This window comes from Neobacillus nitrireducens, from assembly GCF_030915405.1.
Taxonomy (GTDB): domain Bacteria; phylum Bacillota; class Bacilli; order Bacillales; family Cytobacillaceae; genus Neobacillus.
This window is the reverse complement of sequence record NZ_CP133262.1, coordinates 4,700,961-4,718,644: the sequence shown is the minus strand read 5'-3', so window position 1 is coordinate 4,718,644 and position 17,684 is coordinate 4,700,961. Positions and strand designations below refer to the sequence as shown.

Annotated in this window: 16 protein-coding genes and 1 pseudogene; 2 read left to right on the top strand and 15 right to left on the bottom strand. The window is 34.5% G+C overall.

Annotated features, from left to right (window positions below; translation table 11 throughout):
- Nucleotides 1-39: 39 nt before the first annotated feature.
- From RCG22_RS23030 to RCG22_RS23000, 7 genes and pseudogenes are all read right to left on the bottom strand, one after another.
- Entirely contained in the window at nt 40-564 is a 525-nt protein-coding gene (locus tag RCG22_RS23030) for a DUF5067 domain-containing protein (protein WP_308107228.1), read from the bottom strand.
- Nucleotides 556-1,155, bottom strand: a pseudogene (locus tag RCG22_RS23025) (DUF5105 domain-containing protein); the annotation flags it as partial. The gene RCG22_RS23030 and the pseudogene RCG22_RS23025, both read right to left, overlap by 9 nt.
- Before the next feature lie 491 nt (nt 1,156-1,646).
- Nucleotides 1,647-2,273 carry a recombinase family protein gene (locus RCG22_RS23020; RefSeq protein ID WP_308104859.1) on the bottom strand — a complete coding sequence of 209 codons (627 nt, stop codon included), beginning with the start codon at nt 2,271-2,273 and terminating at the stop codon, nt 1,647-1,649.
- Nucleotides 2,274-2,551: 278 nt separating this feature from the next.
- A complete protein-coding gene (locus tag RCG22_RS23015; protein ID WP_308104858.1) occupies nt 2,552-3,313 on the bottom strand; it encodes an HNH endonuclease signature motif containing protein in 762 nt (253 codons plus the stop codon).
- 138 nt (nt 3,314-3,451) lie between these two features.
- Nucleotides 3,452-3,673 (bottom strand): hypothetical protein, encoded by a 222-nt coding sequence (locus RCG22_RS23010; protein ID WP_308104856.1) that lies wholly within the window; start codon nt 3,671-3,673, stop codon nt 3,452-3,454.
- Between the two features lie 474 nt (nt 3,674-4,147).
- On the bottom strand, nt 4,148-4,588 hold the full coding sequence (locus RCG22_RS23005) for a hypothetical protein (protein ID WP_308104855.1): 441 nt from the start codon (nt 4,586-4,588) through the stop codon (nt 4,148-4,150).
- A 376-nt stretch (nt 4,589-4,964) separates the two neighbouring features.
- Nucleotides 4,965-6,161: a hypothetical protein gene (locus tag RCG22_RS23000; RefSeq protein ID WP_308104854.1), complete on the bottom strand. Its 1,197-nt coding sequence runs from the start codon at nt 6,159-6,161 to the stop codon at nt 4,965-4,967.
- 621 nt (nt 6,162-6,782) lie between these two features.
- Here RCG22_RS23000 and RCG22_RS22995 point away from each other — a divergent pair.
- The gene (locus tag RCG22_RS22995) at nt 6,783-7,409 is read left to right on the top strand and encodes a hypothetical protein (protein WP_308104853.1); all 627 of its coding nucleotides are present in this window, start codon (nt 6,783-6,785) and stop codon (nt 7,407-7,409) included.
- A 7-nt stretch (nt 7,410-7,416) separates the two neighbouring features.
- Nucleotides 7,417-7,803: a toll/interleukin-1 receptor domain-containing protein gene (locus RCG22_RS22990; protein WP_308104851.1), complete on the top strand. Its 387-nt coding sequence runs from the start codon at nt 7,417-7,419 to the stop codon at nt 7,801-7,803.
- Between the two features lie 64 nt (nt 7,804-7,867).
- Here the strand turns inward: RCG22_RS22990 and RCG22_RS22985 are convergent, their stop codons facing one another.
- From RCG22_RS22985 to RCG22_RS22950, 8 genes are all read right to left on the bottom strand, one after another.
- The gene (locus RCG22_RS22985) at nt 7,868-8,848 is read right to left on the bottom strand and encodes a tyrosine-type recombinase/integrase (RefSeq protein ID WP_308104849.1); all 981 of its coding nucleotides are present in this window, start codon (nt 8,846-8,848) and stop codon (nt 7,868-7,870) included.
- 157 nt (nt 8,849-9,005) lie between these two features.
- Nucleotides 9,006-9,797 (bottom strand): sporulation transcription factor Spo0A, encoded by a 792-nt coding sequence (gene spo0A, locus RCG22_RS22980; protein WP_098261743.1) that lies wholly within the window; start codon nt 9,795-9,797, stop codon nt 9,006-9,008.
- A gap of 287 nt (nt 9,798-10,084) precedes the next feature.
- Nucleotides 10,085-11,374, bottom strand: a complete 1,290-nt coding sequence (gene spoIVB / locus RCG22_RS22975) for a SpoIVB peptidase (RefSeq protein ID WP_308104848.1) — start codon at nt 11,372-11,374, stop codon at nt 10,085-10,087.
- A 180-nt stretch (nt 11,375-11,554) separates the two neighbouring features.
- A complete protein-coding gene (gene recN, locus RCG22_RS22970) occupies nt 11,555-13,264 on the bottom strand; it encodes a DNA repair protein RecN (RefSeq protein WP_308104847.1) in 1,710 nt (569 codons plus the stop codon).
- Nucleotides 13,265-13,279: 15 nt separating this feature from the next.
- A complete protein-coding gene (gene ahrC / locus RCG22_RS22965) occupies nt 13,280-13,729 on the bottom strand; it encodes a transcriptional regulator AhrC/ArgR (RefSeq protein ID WP_098261746.1) in 450 nt (149 codons plus the stop codon).
- Between the two features lie 133 nt (nt 13,730-13,862).
- Nucleotides 13,863-14,702 (bottom strand): TlyA family RNA methyltransferase, encoded by an 840-nt coding sequence (locus RCG22_RS22960; protein WP_308104846.1) that lies wholly within the window; start codon nt 14,700-14,702, stop codon nt 13,863-13,865.
- A gap of 3 nt (nt 14,703-14,705) precedes the next feature.
- Nucleotides 14,706-16,601: a 1-deoxy-D-xylulose-5-phosphate synthase gene (gene dxs, locus RCG22_RS22955; protein WP_308107227.1), complete on the bottom strand. Its 1,896-nt coding sequence runs from the start codon at nt 16,599-16,601 to the stop codon at nt 14,706-14,708.
- Nucleotides 16,602-16,787: 186 nt separating this feature from the next.
- Nucleotides 16,788-17,681, bottom strand: coding sequence for a polyprenyl synthetase family protein (locus tag RCG22_RS22950; protein WP_308104845.1), 894 nt, complete (start codon nt 17,679-17,681; stop codon nt 16,788-16,790).
- Nucleotides 17,682-17,684: the final 3 nt, after the last annotated feature.

The window sequence follows — 17,684 nt, the reverse complement described above, 5'->3', positions numbered from 1 at the left end:
TTACAAGATGTAAGTGTTAATTAAACAATATTTATGCTTTTATTTTATATCAAAATTTTGTTCACCTAATTTATCTCCACTAATACCTTGTGTAGCAATTAATGTTACTGGCGTTTCTAAATCATCTAATTCATAAGCTACCGCATTTAGAACAGTACCATCTTTTTTAATAGTTTCTGACTGGCTATCAAGAAATTGGTTATCTGGGAGTCCACCAACTTCAAGTGTATTTACTGCATTAGGGTTATTATCTTGTACCGCTTCAAATACTACCATCCATGCAGTTATGGGGTCAATATCTTTATCACTTAAATTAGTTGTTTCATACCAAATTGCAAATACAGGTTTTTCACCATATTCATTTCCAGTTTCTCCTGATTGAATAACTTTAGTTTCTGTAATTTTAATTTTTAAATCATTTAATTTTGCTTCATTGTCTTTAAAGTAAACATCTTTATTATTTGTTGCCTTTTCTTCATTCTCTTTTGTATTTTCTGTAGTTGCTTCATTATTTGAAGTTTCAGAATCAGTTTTCTTTACTTCGTCTTCACTCTCACCAAACATGTCTTTTAACTGACTAAAATTAGCATAAATTGATTCTGTCAAACTATCATTGTTTACAATCTTAAAAACTCCATCTTTATTCTTTTTTAAATTAAATTTTACTGTTCGTGTTGCCATAGTTACATCTTCCGCTTTTAAGTGTTTTAAAGCTGTTTTCTCCATTAATTTTTCAAATGCCTTTTCTGATTTAGGAGTTTTCTCTTCAAATGCACTAGCAAATGCTAATGGCATTACTTCTGCCATTGTTGCTGTCATAGCATCACCAAAATCCACTGATGTTATTTTTACTTTAACTACAGCTTTATCACCACTAACAGAAACTTCTATTGGTTTTTCATATTTATAGTTTTTCGAAATTGCTTCTATCATTGAAGTTGTAAACTTATCATCAACTGTGCTATCACCATTTGTTTTTAAACTATCCGTCCCACCATTAACGTAAGTTCCAGCTTTCTTAAAGTCACCTTTTTGAATTGAGGTTAAGTAGCCATTTACTACATCAGTTGGCTTTTCCGCTCCACATCCAGCTAAAATACCTATTAATATTCCAGCTAACATAATTCCTAAGGTTAATTTTTTCCTAATACTCATAAAACAATTCCCCCATCTATGATTTACTCTCTCTATTATGATGCAAAATAAAAATTTCCTTTTATTTTGTTCATGATAATATGGTTCGACATAAATTTACGTAATCCTTTAATATTCTTGTGAATAAATGGAAATGTATGACGACAAACAACAAATCTTTCTTCTCCTATAATAAATTGAAGTAGAAAAAGCACCATCAACTCTAACTCAACTATCTCAACCGTTTTTATGTAATTGGTATAAAGGAAAAAGTCTGTTTGGGACACCTTTAATTTCTTTTTTTATCTGATTCTATGTTGGCAAAAAAGAATCATATTGGACGGATTGTTCTGCTATAAGCCGTTTTGAACTGGTATTAATAGTTACTGGTAGAAACCGTGTCCCCCCATTTAAAATCAAAAGCCCACACCATATCTAGTGAATGCTCAAGTTATATATTATCCTCCTTCTACCGTGTAATTACGAAATAACCCAGACCCTTTAATAAGTACCTACAATGTATTCTCATACTCTCCTATAATCTTATAGAAGGAGTTCTTCTTTAGCTCTAACAAGGTCATAAACTCAACGCCAGTAATCTCTTTGTTTTTCCATCTCGGATAGTTTTGCTCAAGTATTTGACGTTGTTGTTTGCTTATTGTACCTAAATTTAAGTTAGGTCTTCCTAGATGTTTTCCCTGTACTTTTGCAACTGCTATTCCTTCAGCTTGCCGTTGAAGAATGTTATCACGTTCACGCTCACTCACAAATGCCAGCACTTGTAAAACCAAATCACTCACAAACGTTCCTAATGTATCTTTGTGTTGCGTAGTATCAAGTAAAGGCATATCTAAAACTTTAATATCAGATTTAATGTTTTGGGTTATATCTTCCCACTCTCTTTTTATCTCTTTTGAGTTCCTACCGAAGCGGTCGATAGATTTAATATATAGTAAATCACCTTCACGTAAGCATTGCTTTAACGCTTGGTATTGCGGTCTATTAAAGTCTTTTCCGCTTTCCTTATCAATGAATATATCACGTTCATTGATACCTAAATCTAAAATTTCTTTTAGTTGTCTTGCTTCATTCTGGTCTTTGCTTGAAACCCTCAAATAAGCAAACGTCTTATTACTCATAAATATCCACTCCCTTTGGTTATCTATAATTCAATTATAACCAAAGTGTTTGTAAAAGCATATGATTATTTATAAACGTTTTTAAAATATTTCAATAACCTTTATAAACCACAAATATCAATCTTTTTTTCTATCCTTAAAGGTATACCTTAATAAACAAAATTATCCTTAAATTAGTTTCAATTGAAAAAGAGTAGCCCAATAGCTACTCTCCTACCTAGTTAAATGATTCCTTATTACTTGAAAAATTGTATTTAGTCTGATTCTACTAGTTAATATCAAAATGCAAAAGAAGATAAAACTATTCCGTTACCACAATCAGTAAATTTTCCACCTTTCATAATCATAATTTGCATAGGTTCTTTAGGTCGTTCAATTCCAACAGTAAGTTTAGAAGGTTGGATATTGAAGAAATGACCTTTATAAAACAAATTAGATTTCAATTCTACATAATTCTTTTCTGGATTTGCATATAACTCTAAAAATATCTTTCTTTCTTTAGAATTAACTTTTAATTTTCCACCACTATATTGTATATCCCATACTTGGTCTTCGTTAAAATAAGTAATCCACTCATTGTTTTGAATTTCAGCCACTAAGTTCGAACGGTTATCAAAGAATTTAGCATTCATAATCGCATTGTTTGATTCATCTCTTGTAATCGATATAAGAGGAAAATCATCAACTACAAATATATTAGGAGTTCTTATAAAACTTAATGCCCCAACCTTAAATTCAAGCTTATCATAGCTTCCAAGGAAAAAATCATCTTTGATATTCTCTTTAACACTATTAAAAGGTTTTTTCTTTAAGCCATATAATTGCTCTTTTGAAATCATTCCTCTATCAGCCTTGTAATGATGCGTTGGGCATACTGCAATTAGATTATGTATTTCGTGGCATAGAACCTTGTGATATGGGAGAATATGATGATATTCAATAATAGGATTACCACATACAGCACAACCAAAATGAGCTTCTGTTCTAACTGCACGCTTTATATCAGCTTTTATGTTTCTTTCATCCTGTTTAACATTCATTATTAATCCTCCTCTATTGATTGTTTTACATACCTTTTATGGATTACGTGGTTACTTCATTTCGAAGAACCTTTTAGTCTATTGTACAAGAAAATAAAAAGCGAAAATCTTTAGGATTTTCGCCTTTTTAAGTACCTTTTAGAAAGTGTCATTTCCTCGAAAACCACCATCATTAGACTTAACTCTCATGTTTTCTTTATTACATCCTGTCATTGTGTTGCAATTCGGACATTGGACTGTATTTCCTATCAACATAGAAGTATCAAAAGAACCCATGTCACCAAAACCTATAGGAGATTGAAACCATACGCCACACTTTGGATTTGTACATTTAATTTCTACAGAATTTGTCTTACTCATCGATTTTCACCTCCTGACCACGGGTATAATTAGAAAGTATCCATAAAATTACCTATTCTACTTAATTATACTAGTTGAATAGGTAAATGCTAGAAAATTATATAAATATTTCTTATTTTGAAATACTTAGGATGAGATTTATTTTCTCTCGTTCACGGTCATTCACACGATAAAACCATGTTAAATAAGGTTGTTCTAGGTAGCTTGCATACGTCAATAGTTTTTAACAAGGGTGTAGGAGCAGAACACTTCTTCGTGTAGAAACTCACCATTTAGATAGATTAATACCTTATTTTATTTTGCCTAGCTAAAATATATAATAACGTTCAAAAGGTAATAAATAGAAGTCTCGATACCCTTGATACGTCTAGGTTTCCTTTACACTTGTTCATTACAGTTAAAGTGTACTCTATCGGTAAATATCAAACAAAAAGCCAACTCCTATATTGGAATATGGCTCAAATAACTTTTTAATTATTTTTTATATTCTAGACCATACTTTTTGTATATTTTCCCAAGTTCATGTCTAGGGACTTGTAGTTCATATACAAATTGGTCAATATCAGCAGGGTCTCCTCCCAGAGAACTGTTAAAGTCTGCAATATACATTGTTGATACACTTAGGTGCATCAAGTGAATGTTATCAATAACTAATTGCTCTTCCTCAGATTCAGCTGTAGCAGAATCAATATAGGAAATTACTTCATCTTCGTTCGGAAAATATTTATCATACGCAACCTCAACATTTTCACCATCTCCTACAGCATCTGTCACTTTGCTCATTGCATTAAAATACTTCCATGTTTCCTTTATGTATTCTGGTGCTCCTTCTAGTGCATCACTATTTGTGTTATTGGAGCAAGCTCCTAAAATCAATAATAAAAACATTAAACCCAAACTCGCCAATTTCCTCATGTATATATCCTCCTATTTTTCAGAATATTCTTTATGGATTTAATATACCATGAATTTAGCTGAAATGGGTTTATTTTACTGATAAACATACTTTTTCTCACACGTGAAAAACATGTCAATAGACCTGTTTTTTGCTAATTCACACGTATTAAATATTTAGTATTATTGTGGGGGGTTGGAACACATTATTATTACGGTCATCTCCAATGGATAAAACTTCACTTTTATATAGAAAACCCCATACAGGATGGGGTTTTAGTCTATCTTATGTTTTTACGTTGAAATGCTTGATTAGCATTATATATGTTTTTGTGTTTGTATATAAGGTTAATCAAAAATTCCAAAACCCTATAAATGCTCCTTGTTCGATTTGTATTTATTTAAAGGTGTGACCATAAAATTCTTGAAGCTTTTGAATACGTTCCGCATACATTCTGTCAAAGTATAATGCGTAATATCCTTCATCAAATGTGAAATTTTCTCTTTGATTATAATACGTTTTTGTTAGTGTTTCTGCACCATAGACCTCTTGGAGGTTTTCATCTAAGGCACATATCTTTGTTTGCTTACTCAAGAATTTATTTTCTTTTTCTTGTGCTTCCTTAACAACATAATAGCGACGTTCCTTATGGTAGCAAGCTTTATTTTCAGTCAAAAATAATTCGTTATTATGTTTAAATCTTTCTATAGCTTCCTTGTTGTATTTCTCAAGGTATCGAATAATCTTTTTCTTTCTTGCCTTTAAGATGATTGCGTAAACCACATAGTAATAATCCAATCCTAATACGTCACCTTTTTCATCTTTTACCTGTGCAAGTCCAGCACTCCAAGCTTCATTATATGCTTTAGTTCTTGGTGAGTTTTTAAATGTGTTTAAATACCAATCACCTACATCATACTGCTCCATTAAGTTTCTTCTTAGTGTTAGTATTTGTTTGACTGTATCTTCATGTAAGTTGATTGTTTCATTTGTATCCTTCAAATGACCTTTGTAGACTGGATAATATTCAATAATTTCCAATTTTTTCATCCTGTTTAGAGTACCAGCTAATTGATTAATGTTTTCTTTTACAATATATGTAAAGTCATCTAGTATTCTATCCTCGCCCTCAAGGATAATTTTGTTATCTTTCAAATCTTGTAGGTGCTGTGACTTCATATACTCGTTGTATCTTGATTGTAATAACTCATACTCCGCAGGAGTAATTGACCCGAAAACAACTGCCCACTTAGAAAGAGATTGTGCTATTTCAATTTCTAAACCCTGCTCTAAAACTGATACCACCATAATATCCATGTTTTTGGTATAAGGAATACGCCATGCACCATTGTTGATTCTGCCATCCTCTTTGGGTGTTACTTCATCCTTTTTACCGCTAAGTTCATATACAAATCCACGACCCTTTTCAGGTTTGATGACTTTTACAGCATGATAATATCTTTTCATTTCATTTATTAATGAAATTTCTAAATCCTTGTTAGTGAATTTCTTATATTTTGCAAAGTGCTTCTTGCAATCCTCCGACCCATATAATTCAACTGCTTCTTTTTTTGTCAAAATAATTATGTCCATTCTTTCTGCATTCCTTTTAAAGTATTTCTTTAGGTAAAGGTAATTACTCGTAATAAGATTTTTTTATTATTGTAGGTGATTACCTTTACTTTAGAGATGAATATTTATCTTGTACTTTTTACCACCATCCTTTGGAAAACTATCGTTTTCCAAAGCCTAGCCGAAAAAGTACCAAAACGGCTCGATTAAAGTTACTTGTTTTTTTCATCTCCTTTCGATCATTCTCATTGTCAAAACAAAAAAAAACACAAAATAACCCTACTATAAAAGGGAAAATTTTGTGTTTGTTTGGTGTTTATGTAACCTATTTAATTGTTAATGTTATGTGGTTTTATAGTCACTAAACTGACTATACATTATATTATACCACAAAATACAAAAAAAGTCAAAAAACCTCTTACATACCTATTGACTTTTTTGGTTAAATAGATATTTAGAAAAACCGCTCATTTGAGGACATTAACTCAATTGGTCTTTTCCCTTTAAACCTAATTGAAATTATGTCTTTAGAGCGGTTTTTAATTCTATTTTTAAATGTTTTCTATTAAAGTTTTAGTTATATTTACCATTTATTAAAAATTGTTTATAATAGTGTGACAAATAGGAATGTAGGTGTATGAAATGATGAATATGTTGAGAGATTTTTGGGGAGATATATTTTTATTATTTTTAATCTTAATACTAGTATCTGCTTATATTTTCCGAAAAAAGTGTAAACCCAGTTTTCCCATAAGGAGTGCAGGGCAACAAAAAGAGGAAAAAAAAATATTTGAAAATACTCCAGTAATTGGAGATGAATTAAAGGAATGGTTAGAAACAGAATATAAAAGTCTAAATGGAGTATTAAAAAATTGGCAAAAAAAAGCTTGGACTTATAAATGGTTACATTATTATATTATTTCATGGGTTACAATAATCCCTTTTACAATTCCTTTTTTATTAGGGTATGTACAACAAAATAACTATGCTATGCTATTGGTTAAAGTTGCTTCATTACTTTCTGCTGTACTATTAGGTATTCATTCAACTTTTAAAATCCAAGACAACTATAAAAAATTCAGGTTATTTGAATCACAAGTTTATGACCTTGTACGTCGAATGATAGCCTATCCAGAATCCTTTGGAGATAAAGATGAAAAACGAAGGATTCGTTTTTTTGAAGAAATACAAAAAATTAGAGAAGCAGGTAGAAATGCAGAAATTGAAAATATTCCAAATTCCACACCAAATTCTACGTTCAGGAGCTAAAGGGATAATGAATAATAATAAGTCTGTGTTTATCAGTTATTCTTGGAAAAACGCAAAAGAAGCACGAGGTTTAGCTAACTTGTTAAAGTCCTACAATTATAAACCGTGGATAGATGTAGAAAATTTAGATTTGACTGGAGATTTACATTTCCAAATATTGAAAGCGATAACTCAATCGAATTATTTTGTTCTAGTTTTTTCCTCTTCAACTCATGATTCACATTGGGTTGAATTTGAAATGCAAACTGCTAAAAAAACTTTGGATAAAAACAAAATTTATTTTTTTGACTTGGAGAAAAATATAATTCAGTATGATATTGGTAATCAACATAAAAAGGAAAACATAGAGTTCTTAAAAACACTAAAAGAAATACAACAAAACTTAATTAATTAAAATGATTTTTATCCTAAAAAAAGAAACGGGGTATCCGTTTCTTTTTTGTATTGATTGATAAACATTACTTTAATTTCCATTTTGATAAAGGACTATGTTGTTGATACTTCCTTGCTATTTCTTCTCTTGTTAAATCCATATAAGACTGTTCTGTGACTGTTACAGAGCTATGACCTAATATTCTACTCAACGTATATAAATCTCCTCCATTCAGTAAATAATGCCTTGCAAAGTTATTCCGTATTTGATGTGGATGTATATTAAGTCCAATCTGTTCTCCTGCTTGTTTAAGTTGTTTTTCAAAGGAGTGGATAGTAAGAATCGTGTTTCTTGTTGTTGGGAAGAGCAAAGTAGTTTCTGTGTATCTGTCTTTAAATTTCAAGTAATGTTTTAGTTCTCGTGCCATTACTTGAGAAAAGTAGACGTACCTTTCTTTTCTTCCTTTTGTCTTGGTGACTAAAATCATTCGATGTTTAAAATCAATGGAATCAACATCTAATGCCAAGCATTCGGAAATTCGCATGCCTGTATCTTGAAGAAGCATAGTAATTACTTTATTTCGATACCCATGAAACTTTGTGTAATCGAACTGTGAAAGCAATCGATTAAACTCTTCTTCGCTTATTCCAGCCTTTTGTCTACGTTCTGTTTTAATTTGAGGAATATTCTCCACTGGATTTTTATGTAGTTCACCCTCTTGCTGTAACCAATTGAAAAAAACCTTAATATTTCGAATGTAATTGTTAATCGTTCCATTAGAAACTGTCTTTTTGAAATCACTACGATTTTGGGGATGATTAATAGTTTTTGATGCTTCTCGATTAACTACGGTGTATTTCCCTCTCTCTTGAACATAAGCTACGTATTGACGTATATGACCTGCCTTTACACGTTGAACATCTTCTACCCCATGCTCAGCTTTCAAGTAGACCAGAAACAGCTTTAAAGATTGCTCATACGATGATAATGTTTTAGATGACAAATTTTTACTTTGACATGCTAATAAAAAGTCCTCAAGATGAAATTCTAATTCCGTTAATTTCATTTAATAACCTCCCCATCCAACAAAAACAAAACCCAACAAATCAAATGATTTATTGGGTGAGATGGTAAAAGTTTATTGGCTTGAATCCGAATAAAAAGTTGTTTTTTGAAAAATCGGTTGGTTTAGCATTTAACCAAAACCCTCATTATTATTCTTTTCAAGATGCCTTGTGTTCAAGACGAAGTTTATCAGCAACCATGGCAATAAATTCTGAATTCGTTGGTTTTGCCTTGGACATGCTAACGGTGTATCCGAAAAGGCTTGAAATGGAATCAATGTTTCCACGACTCCAGGCCACCTCAATCGCATGACGGATTGCTCGTTCAACACGGCTCGCTGTAGTATTATATTTCTTAGCGATATCTGGATACAACACTTTCGTAATTGACCCTAGAAGTTCGATATCATTATAAACCATGGAGATCGCTTCCCGTAAATAGAGGTATCCTTTAATATGTGCCGGGACACCAATTTCATGAATGATGCTCGTGATGCTTGCATCCAAATTTTTCGGTTTTTGCTCTGATTGAGAACGATATGAAGTTGATGTTGATTTTCGTGTAAATGTATTGCTATTTCCGCTAACTTGTCGAATATGGCTTCCTAGATTCTCCATATCAAATGGTTTCAAAATAAAGTAGGATGCACCAAGTTCAACGGCTTTCTTTGTCACATCTTCCTGGCCAAAAGCAGTTAGCATAATAACATTAGGAAGTACTCCTTTTTTTAGATCACGGAGGCGCTCAAGTACAGCCAAACCATCGAGATGTGGCATTATTATATCCAAAACCAAAACGTCAGGGTCTGTTGTTGATAACATTTCTAGACACTCTTGTCCATTATGAGCAATACCAACAACTTCCATATCATCTTGGGACGAAATAAAGTCCTCTAATAATCCAACTAGTTCCCGATTGTCATCAACTACACAAACTTTAATTTTCTTCACTTCGAGTTCCTCCTCAGGTTTAAATCATAAGCTCTATTTCAAAACTTACATTTCTTATCAGTTTTAATCTCTTAATTCTATTCTAAATTAGAAATTCGACAATGCAACAAAAATTCCTCTCATTTTTTTAATATTTCTTAAAATAGTGATAAAATCTCAACTTTTCTTTGTTTTTCTCACCTATTCGACGTAAACCGCGTTATTTCCAAAATGAGGGATTATTTTGTCGAAAAATGTTTAAATAAAAAGCAAAATAGGGAAATTTCCTATTTTGCTTCCAAATGGTCCTAACTTGCTTTATTTTTTGGCATTTCATATATGTTAATTCCAGCTTCATTTAACATCCATTCAATGTGTACCCCATATCCTGAGGTTGGATCATTAACAAAAACATGTGTAACAGCTCCAATTAGTTTTCCATCTTGGATAATTGGGCTACCGCTCATCCCCTGAACAATACCTCCTGTTTTTTTCAGGAGCTTAGGGTCGGTTACTTTTATTACCATGCCTTTGGTTGCTGGAAACTTTTGCGGGATTGTGCTAACAATTTCAATATCAAATTCTTCGACACGGTCATCATTAACAACCGTTAAAATCTTTGCTGGTCCTTCTTTTACTTGATGTGATAATGCGATAGGAAGCGGTTTATCCATAACACCATTTTTTAATTCTTTTGCCATTTCACCAAAAATTCCAAAAGGGCTGTTCTTTTGGATATTGCCAACAATTTCACGATCCGAAGAAAAGCGGGCAAGTTTTTCACCAGGGTCTCCATTACTTCCCTTTTCAATCGAAGTTACGGTAGACCGAACAATTTGTCCGTCTTCAACAACAATTGGTTGTTTTGTATCCATGTCTGAAATTACATGCCCTAGGGCACCATATTTTTTAGATTGTGGATGGACAAAGGTCATTGTCCCAATTCCTGCTGCAGAATCTCTAATATACAAACCAAGCTTATAAATGTTTTCCCCTTTGTCTTTTAAGGGGGTTAATTTTGTTGTAATTTTTCCACTCTCTCGGCTAATAACCATATCAAGAGGTTTACCCTCTTGTCCGGCAGCTTGCACAAAGGGTGCTACATCTGTCATTTTTTCAATTTTATTACCGTTAATTTCTGTGATAATATCCCCAATTTTTATTCCTGCAATTTCACCTGGGGACTTTTTTCCCGATATCGTATTGATTAAATGGTGACCTACAACCAAAACGCCCACAGTGTTTAATTTTACACCGATTGACTGACCGCCTGGAATAACCCTAAAATCCTTTAAGACATGCACATCGACCTTTTTTATCGGAATCCCTGCAAATTCTAACAGCATTTCACTTTTGCCATTTTCAGATGCCTTCATTGAAACCGTATGTGATTCTTGATTGAGTGTGATATTTGAATGGTGAGAACCCAAAACGGCTGATACCGGTGCAGCCTTTTGAAAACTATAGTCTTGTCCTTCAAAAACTGTAATCGTCTTAGGTATTGCAAGGTATTGCTGTATAGGCTGAAAAAATATTAGGCTAATTAATGAAACAAGGAGAATTCCACCAATAATCTTTCTAATTATTTCTAACTTCAAATTCTTCACTCTCCTCGCTTCTTTTCATTACATTGAAAAATGGCTACATCTTTAATTTTGCCTCCTTGACAATCATTTATAACTTCGTTCTACATAAAAAAGCTACCCAAAATGGATAGCATTACAATTTTTATTAAAAATATAGAAATTTTAGCCTTTTTAAAAGCAATTTATCCCACTTTATTGCCTTGTCAAGGCACTTGCACTTTTTTTGTTTTCTACAGCTAAATATAATAATTCTTCCGCATGTTTTTTAGTTAGGTCAGTTATTTCTGTCCCAGATATCATCCGGCCTATTTCGTTAATCTTTTCATCCATCTGTAAGGGAGTAACAGAAGTTTTCGTTCTTCCCCCTTTTATAATCTTTGAAATGAATAAGTGCGTATCAGCCATTGCTGCTACCTGAGGTAAATGTGAAATACACAAGACCTGTGATCCGGCAGCCACTTTATATATTTTTTCCGCAATGGACTGAGCAACCCTGCCGCTAACACCAGTATCGACCTCATCAAAAATAATGGATGTAACTCCCTGATGTTTAGAAAAAATACTTTTTAATGCCAGCATAATTCTTGATAATTCCCCTCCAGATGCAACCTTTGATAAGGGTTTCAATGGTTCACCGGGGTTTGTTGAAATATAGAAAGCAACATGGTCGACACCGTTTTTTGCAAATTGCTGTGAATTTGATTCAAATCTTATTTCAAAAACAGTTTTCGCCATATACAATTCTTTAAGTTCTTTATGTATTAACTTTGTAAGTTTTTCAGCCCATTTCAGACGAATTTCAGTTAACTGCTTCGCTTCGAGAACTAAGTCCTTTTTTATAGAAGTTAATTCTTTTTCTAATTCCCCTATATGAGTTTCTTTATTTTGTAATGTTTCAATTTCTTCTTCGATTTTCACAGCATACTCTACGATCTCATTGATTGTTTTTCCGTATTTCCGCTTTAATTGGTTAATTTCAGTCAAGCGATCTTCGATTTCATGTAACCGCTGTGGATCAAATTCTAATTCATCTAAGTCATTTCTTAAAACACTTGCTGCATCTTCCAATTGGTAGAAGCTATTCGACACAGCTTCGTAGATGCCCCTGTAAGCCGTATCAAGGGCAGCGGCATCTTCAAGATGCCCCATAACCATACTAATCCAATCAAGCCCTTTTTGTTCACCTTGGAGTGCTGAATGGCCGGATTGCAAAGATTCAAATACTCTTTCGAAATTACTTAGTTTTCTTTTTTCCTCAAAAAGTTCTTCATCTTCATTAAGTTTTAAATTTGCCTTTTGAATTTCATCCAATTGAAATTGAATTAAATCTAGGCGATGGGCAGTTTGCTGATCATTTTCACTTAATGCTTTTAACTTTTGTAAGGTTTGCTCATAACGTCGAAATACTTGCTGGTATTCACTTAGTGAAGGCAATATATTATCGGCCCCAAATTGATCTAGCAGGGAAAGGTGCCTTGAGTCATCCATTAATTCCTGATGCTCATGCTGGCCATGAATATCAACGAGGGTTGCCCCGATTTCCCTAAGCGTCGAGATTGTCACAAGCTTTCCATTGATACGGCACACACTTTTTCCTGTTTGGGAAATATCCCTTCTTAATATAACCATTCCTTCTTCCACATCGATCCCAAATTCTAAAGCTTTCGTAATTACTGGATGCTTATTATCATCAACCTGAAACAGTCCTTCAATTTCCGCCTTTTCCTCGCCATGACGAACAAATTCTGCGGACCCTCTGCCGCCAACTAATAAGTGAATCGCATCAATGATGATTGATTTTCCCGCACCGGTTTCCCCGGTTAATACAGTTAATCCTTTTGAAAACGTTACTGACAAAGCTTCGATAATAGCGAAATTTTTAATTGATAATTCAGCTAACAAGAAACACTCCCCCCATTAAAGCATGTCTAGAAACCGGTTTGTAATGACCTCAGTATCTTCTGGTGTTCGACAAATGATTAACATCGTATCATCACCACAAATCGTTCCTAATATCTCTTCCCAATCAAGGTTATCAATCAAGGCACCAATTGCCATTGCATTACCAGGCAAGCACTTCATAACAAGCAAATGACCTGCAGAATCAATCCGTACAAACGCATCTATTAATGATCTTTTTAGCTTTTGTAATGGATTAAATCGTTGGTCGGCAGGTAAGCTGTATTTATATCGTCCATCGCTTAATGGAACTTTAACAAGATGCAGTTCTTTAATATCCCTTGACACGGTTGCTTGCGTTACATTATAGCCGGCACATTTCAGTTCATCCACTAAATCATCCTGTGTTTCGATATCATTACTTGCAATAATTTCTCTTATTTTAATATGGCGTTGGCCTTTATTCATTATTTCACCCCGTAAATTGTTGAAAACCTCTAAGTCATAGGTCTAAACTCTCTCTTCTACCCATATGTTAGCCGATTTTATCAAGCTTGTACATTTTTTCTTGTAGAAAATGAAGAAAAGGATAAGCATTTGCCTACCCTTCCGAATTTTGTTTTGTTTTAAATTCTAAGTGAGATTCCTTTACGATTTCAATGGGGGTAACAAGTAATTGATTGACTCCCATTTCTCGTTCACCTTCCCATCTTAAGTGGAGTAAGAATTCAATATTCCCATCCCCGCCAGTAATCGGTGAAAAGGATAAGTTTTTTATTGTGTACCCTTGCTGGAAGGCAAAATTAATGATTTTATCAATCACTTGCAAATGTACTTTTTCTTCACGAACAATCCCCTTTTTACCAACCTGTTCACGCCCGGCTTCAAATTGTGGTTTCACTAAAGCGACAACATCACTTCCAGTGACTAAAAGTGTTTTTAAGACAGGCAATATCAGCGTTAATGAGATAAACGAAACATCAATGGTGGCGAAATTTGGCATTTCTCCAATTAAATCAGCTGGTGTGACATAACGGAAATTTGTCCTTTCCATTACTACGACACGTTCATCTTGCCTGAGTTTCCAAGCAAGTTGATTATAGCCTACATCCAAAGCATATGACATTTTCGCGCCATTCTGTAAGGCACAATCTGTAAATCCCCCAGTGGACGATCCAATGTCGAGAAGCACTTTGTTTGTTACGTTCACATCAAATACCTTTAACGCCTTTTCCAGTTTTAAACCACCGCGGCTTACATAAGGAAGAATCTTCCCTTTTATATTCAGTGGAATATCCGTTTTTACTTTTTCTCCGGGTTTATCCAATCGCTCTTCATTTGAATAAACAAGCCCTGCCATGATGGTCCGCTTCGCTTTTTCTCTTGTTTCAATCAAGCCTCTTTCGACTAGTAACACATCTAAACGTTCTTTATTTTTCATTGCTTAAGCCCTTTGTTGTTTTTTTCTTGCAAGAATGGATACCCGTTTGATAACTTCTTCTTTCGTTAAACCGATTTCTTCAAGAAGGGAGTCCACATCACCATGTTCAATGAATTGATCAGGAATTCCAATTCTGTCGATGTGTGCGTGATAAAATCCTTGGGTCTGTGCGTATTCGAGAACTGCACTCCCAAAGCCCCCTTGTAAAACAGCTTCCTCAATAGTAAGAATCGGCATATTTTTCTCAAGGAGATTCGTTAGCATTTTCTCATCCATTGGCTTAATAAATCGGGCATTTACAATTTTAACGGATATTCCCTTTGTTTCAAGCACTTCCGCTGCTTTTAAAGCCAGTGGAATGGTTGTTCCAAAAGTTAAAATAGCCGCATCATCACCTTCTTTAAGAACCTCCCAAGTACCGATTGGAATGGCATGTAAATCCTTATCCATTGTAACCCCAAGGCCATTTCCACGTGGAAATCTCATGGCAATTGGACCATCATCATAATTTAGTGCGGTGTAAACCATATGCTGTCCTTCATTTTCATCCTTTGGCATCATTAACACTAAATTTGGAACATGTCTAAGAAAAGCTATATCAAAGACTCCCTGATGTGTTTCACCATCTGCACCAACTAGACCAGCGCGGTCTATTCCAATAAAGACATTTAAGTTTTGACGGCAGATATCATGTACTACCTGATCATATGCACGCTGTAAAAAAGTTGAATATATAGCCAAAAAAGGTTTCATATTTTGTGTAGCTAAACCCGCTGCTACGGTCGCTGCATGCTGCTCTGCTATCCCTACATCGTACATTCGCTCAGGGAATTCACTGGCAAAGCCTTCGAGTTTAGACCCAACAGGCATAGCTGGTGTAATGGCGACAATTCGTTCATCCGTCCTAGCAAGCTTACGAACCGTTTCACTGACAAGGCTGCTCCATGCAGGTGGTGGTGTTTTTGAGGGTTTTGGGAATGCACCCGTGTCCATTTTATAGGGGCCAGTTCCATGCCAGGTACCTGTTTTGTCACTTTCGGCAGGCTTATAGCCCTTTCCTTTTTTAGTAATGACATGAAGAAGTATCGGACCTTCTGTCTTTTTGGCATAGCTGAAATTCTCAAATAACGCTTCAAAGTTATGACCATCAATGGGGCCTAGATAAGTAAAACCTAATTCTTCAAAAAACATTCCTGAAACAAATAGATATTTAAGGCTATCCTTCACTCTTTCAGCAGTTGCAGCTAATTTCCCACCAACTGCAGGTACTTTTTTCAATAGGACTTCCAATTCATCTTTCACCCATTGATATTTACCCGCTGTCCGCAATTGGCCAAGAATATTATGCACTGCACCTACATTAGGAGCGATTGACATTTCATTGTCATTTAAGATAACAATCATATCTTTTTTCTCATGCCCAATATGGTTTAAGGCTTCCAATGCCATACCACCGGTTAATGCACCATCACCGATTACTGGAATGACAAAAGATTTTTCCTTTTTTAAATCTCTAGCAATTGCCATTCCCATTGCAGCTGAAAGTGAAGTGGAACTATGGCCTGTTTCCCATACATCATGCTTGCTTTCAGACCGTTTCGGGAATCCGCATAACCCTTTATATTGGCGCAATGTATCAAACTCACACGCTCTGCCAGTTAGAATTTTATGAACATAGGACTGATGACCTACATCCCAGATAATCTTATCAGAGGGACTGTTAAAACATTTATGTAAGGCTATGGTTAACTCGACTACACCCAAATTCGGTCCAATATGACCTCCTGTAACGGATAGCTTTTCAATCAAAAATTTGCGAACATCTTGACTTAAAGCCTCCAATTCAGTATTCGACATGCCCTTTAAAAAAGATGGGTCTTTTATTGATAATAGATCCATGTTTGGATCACTCGCTTTCATACTTTTATGCATTCTTCTTTTTGTTGCCGTATTATAATACACATTTTCAAAATTTTATTTTATTAAAAAATAGCCGCTAACACGCGAGTGATAACGGCATTGACAACATTTTCTACAATGAAAACAATTATAACACACTTATTTCAATGCCTCAAACACCATTTTCTAATGATCTCTTGAAGCGATTAATTCCGTTATTTCCATAAGTAGACCCGTATTCAAGCCTGTCATACCCAGGTATTCCTTCGATAGGTTTATTTGTTTATTTAATGCTTCAATAGCTCCGTCTAACGATAACAACTGTGGATAGGTGCTTTTATCATTTGTGGTATCACTGCCAACAGGTTTCCCGATTAATTGTTGATTCCCTACCAAATCAAGAATATCATCCTGGATTTGAAATGCGAGACCTAGATGATGGGCAAAGGAAGAAAGACTTTTTAATTGTTCCCGATTTGCATTTGCTAGCAACGCTCCAGCCAGAACACTAAATCCGAGCAACTTACCCGTTTTATGTATGTGGATATACTCTAGCTCATCTAGGGTTAAGGATTTCCCCTCCCCTAGCATATCTGCCACTTGGCCGCCAACCATTCCTTCTGTCCCTGCAGCCTTTGCCAGCTCAATCACTAATTTTAGTTTTGTTTCCGCAGAAGCAAATTCAGAAGGGATATTTCCAATTACCTCAAAGCTATAAGTTAATAAACCATCACCAGCTAATATCGCAATAGCATCACCAAAGACTTTATGATTGGTTGGTTTTCCTCTCCGCAGGTCATCATTATCCATGCTTGGTAAATCATCATGGATTAGGGAATACGTATGAATCATCTCAATCGCTGAAGCAGCTAGCAGCCCCTTTTTGGGTTCAGCCCCAAATGCATCTAGAGTAGCGAATAGTAAAAGAGGACGAATTCGTTTGCCGCCTGCTTCAAGTGAATAAACCATGGATTCCTTAATGATAGGAGGGGCATTAAGCTTATTAACCAGAGTTCGAAGCTCCGAATCAAGCAGAAGTTTATATTCTTGTGCAAATGCATCTAGTAACTCGGTTCCCAAGTC

Excerpts from the sequence above, each read along its gene's own strand:
- RCG22_RS23010 (WP_308104856.1), bottom strand. The coding sequence starts at position 3,673 with ATGAGTAAGACAAATTCTGTAGAAATTAAATGTACAAATCCAAAGTGT.
- RCG22_RS22990 (WP_308104851.1), top strand. The coding sequence starts at position 7,417 with ATGAATAATAATAAGTCTGTGTTTATCAGTTATTCTTGGAAAAACGCA.
- dxs (WP_308107227.1), bottom strand. The coding sequence starts at position 16,601 with ATGGATCTATTATCAATAAAAGACCCATCTTTTTTAAAGGGCATGTCG.
- RCG22_RS23015 (WP_308104858.1), bottom strand. The coding sequence starts at position 3,313 with ATGAATGTTAAACAGGATGAAAGAAACATAAAAGCTGATATAAAGCGT.
- RCG22_RS22985 (WP_308104849.1), bottom strand. The coding sequence starts at position 8,848 with ATGAAATTAACGGAATTAGAATTTCATCTTGAGGACTTTTTATTAGCA.
- RCG22_RS23005 (WP_308104855.1), bottom strand. The coding sequence starts at position 4,588 with ATGAGGAAATTGGCGAGTTTGGGTTTAATGTTTTTATTATTGATTTTA.
- RCG22_RS23020 (WP_308104859.1), bottom strand. The coding sequence starts at position 2,273 with ATGAGTAATAAGACGTTTGCTTATTTGAGGGTTTCAAGCAAAGACCAG.
- RCG22_RS23000 (WP_308104854.1), bottom strand. The coding sequence starts at position 6,161 with ATGGACATAATTATTTTGACAAAAAAAGAAGCAGTTGAATTATATGGG.
- RCG22_RS23030 (WP_308107228.1), bottom strand. The coding sequence starts at position 564 with ATGTTTGGTGAGAGTGAAGACGAAGTAAAGAAAACTGATTCTGAAACT.
- RCG22_RS22995 (WP_308104853.1), top strand. The coding sequence starts at position 6,783 with ATGATGAATATGTTGAGAGATTTTTGGGGAGATATATTTTTATTATTT.
- RCG22_RS22960 (WP_308104846.1), bottom strand. The coding sequence starts at position 14,702 with ATGAAAAATAAAGAACGTTTAGATGTGTTACTAGTCGAAAGAGGCTTG.
- ahrC (WP_098261746.1), bottom strand. The coding sequence starts at position 13,729 with ATGAATAAAGGCCAACGCCATATTAAAATAAGAGAAATTATTGCAAGT.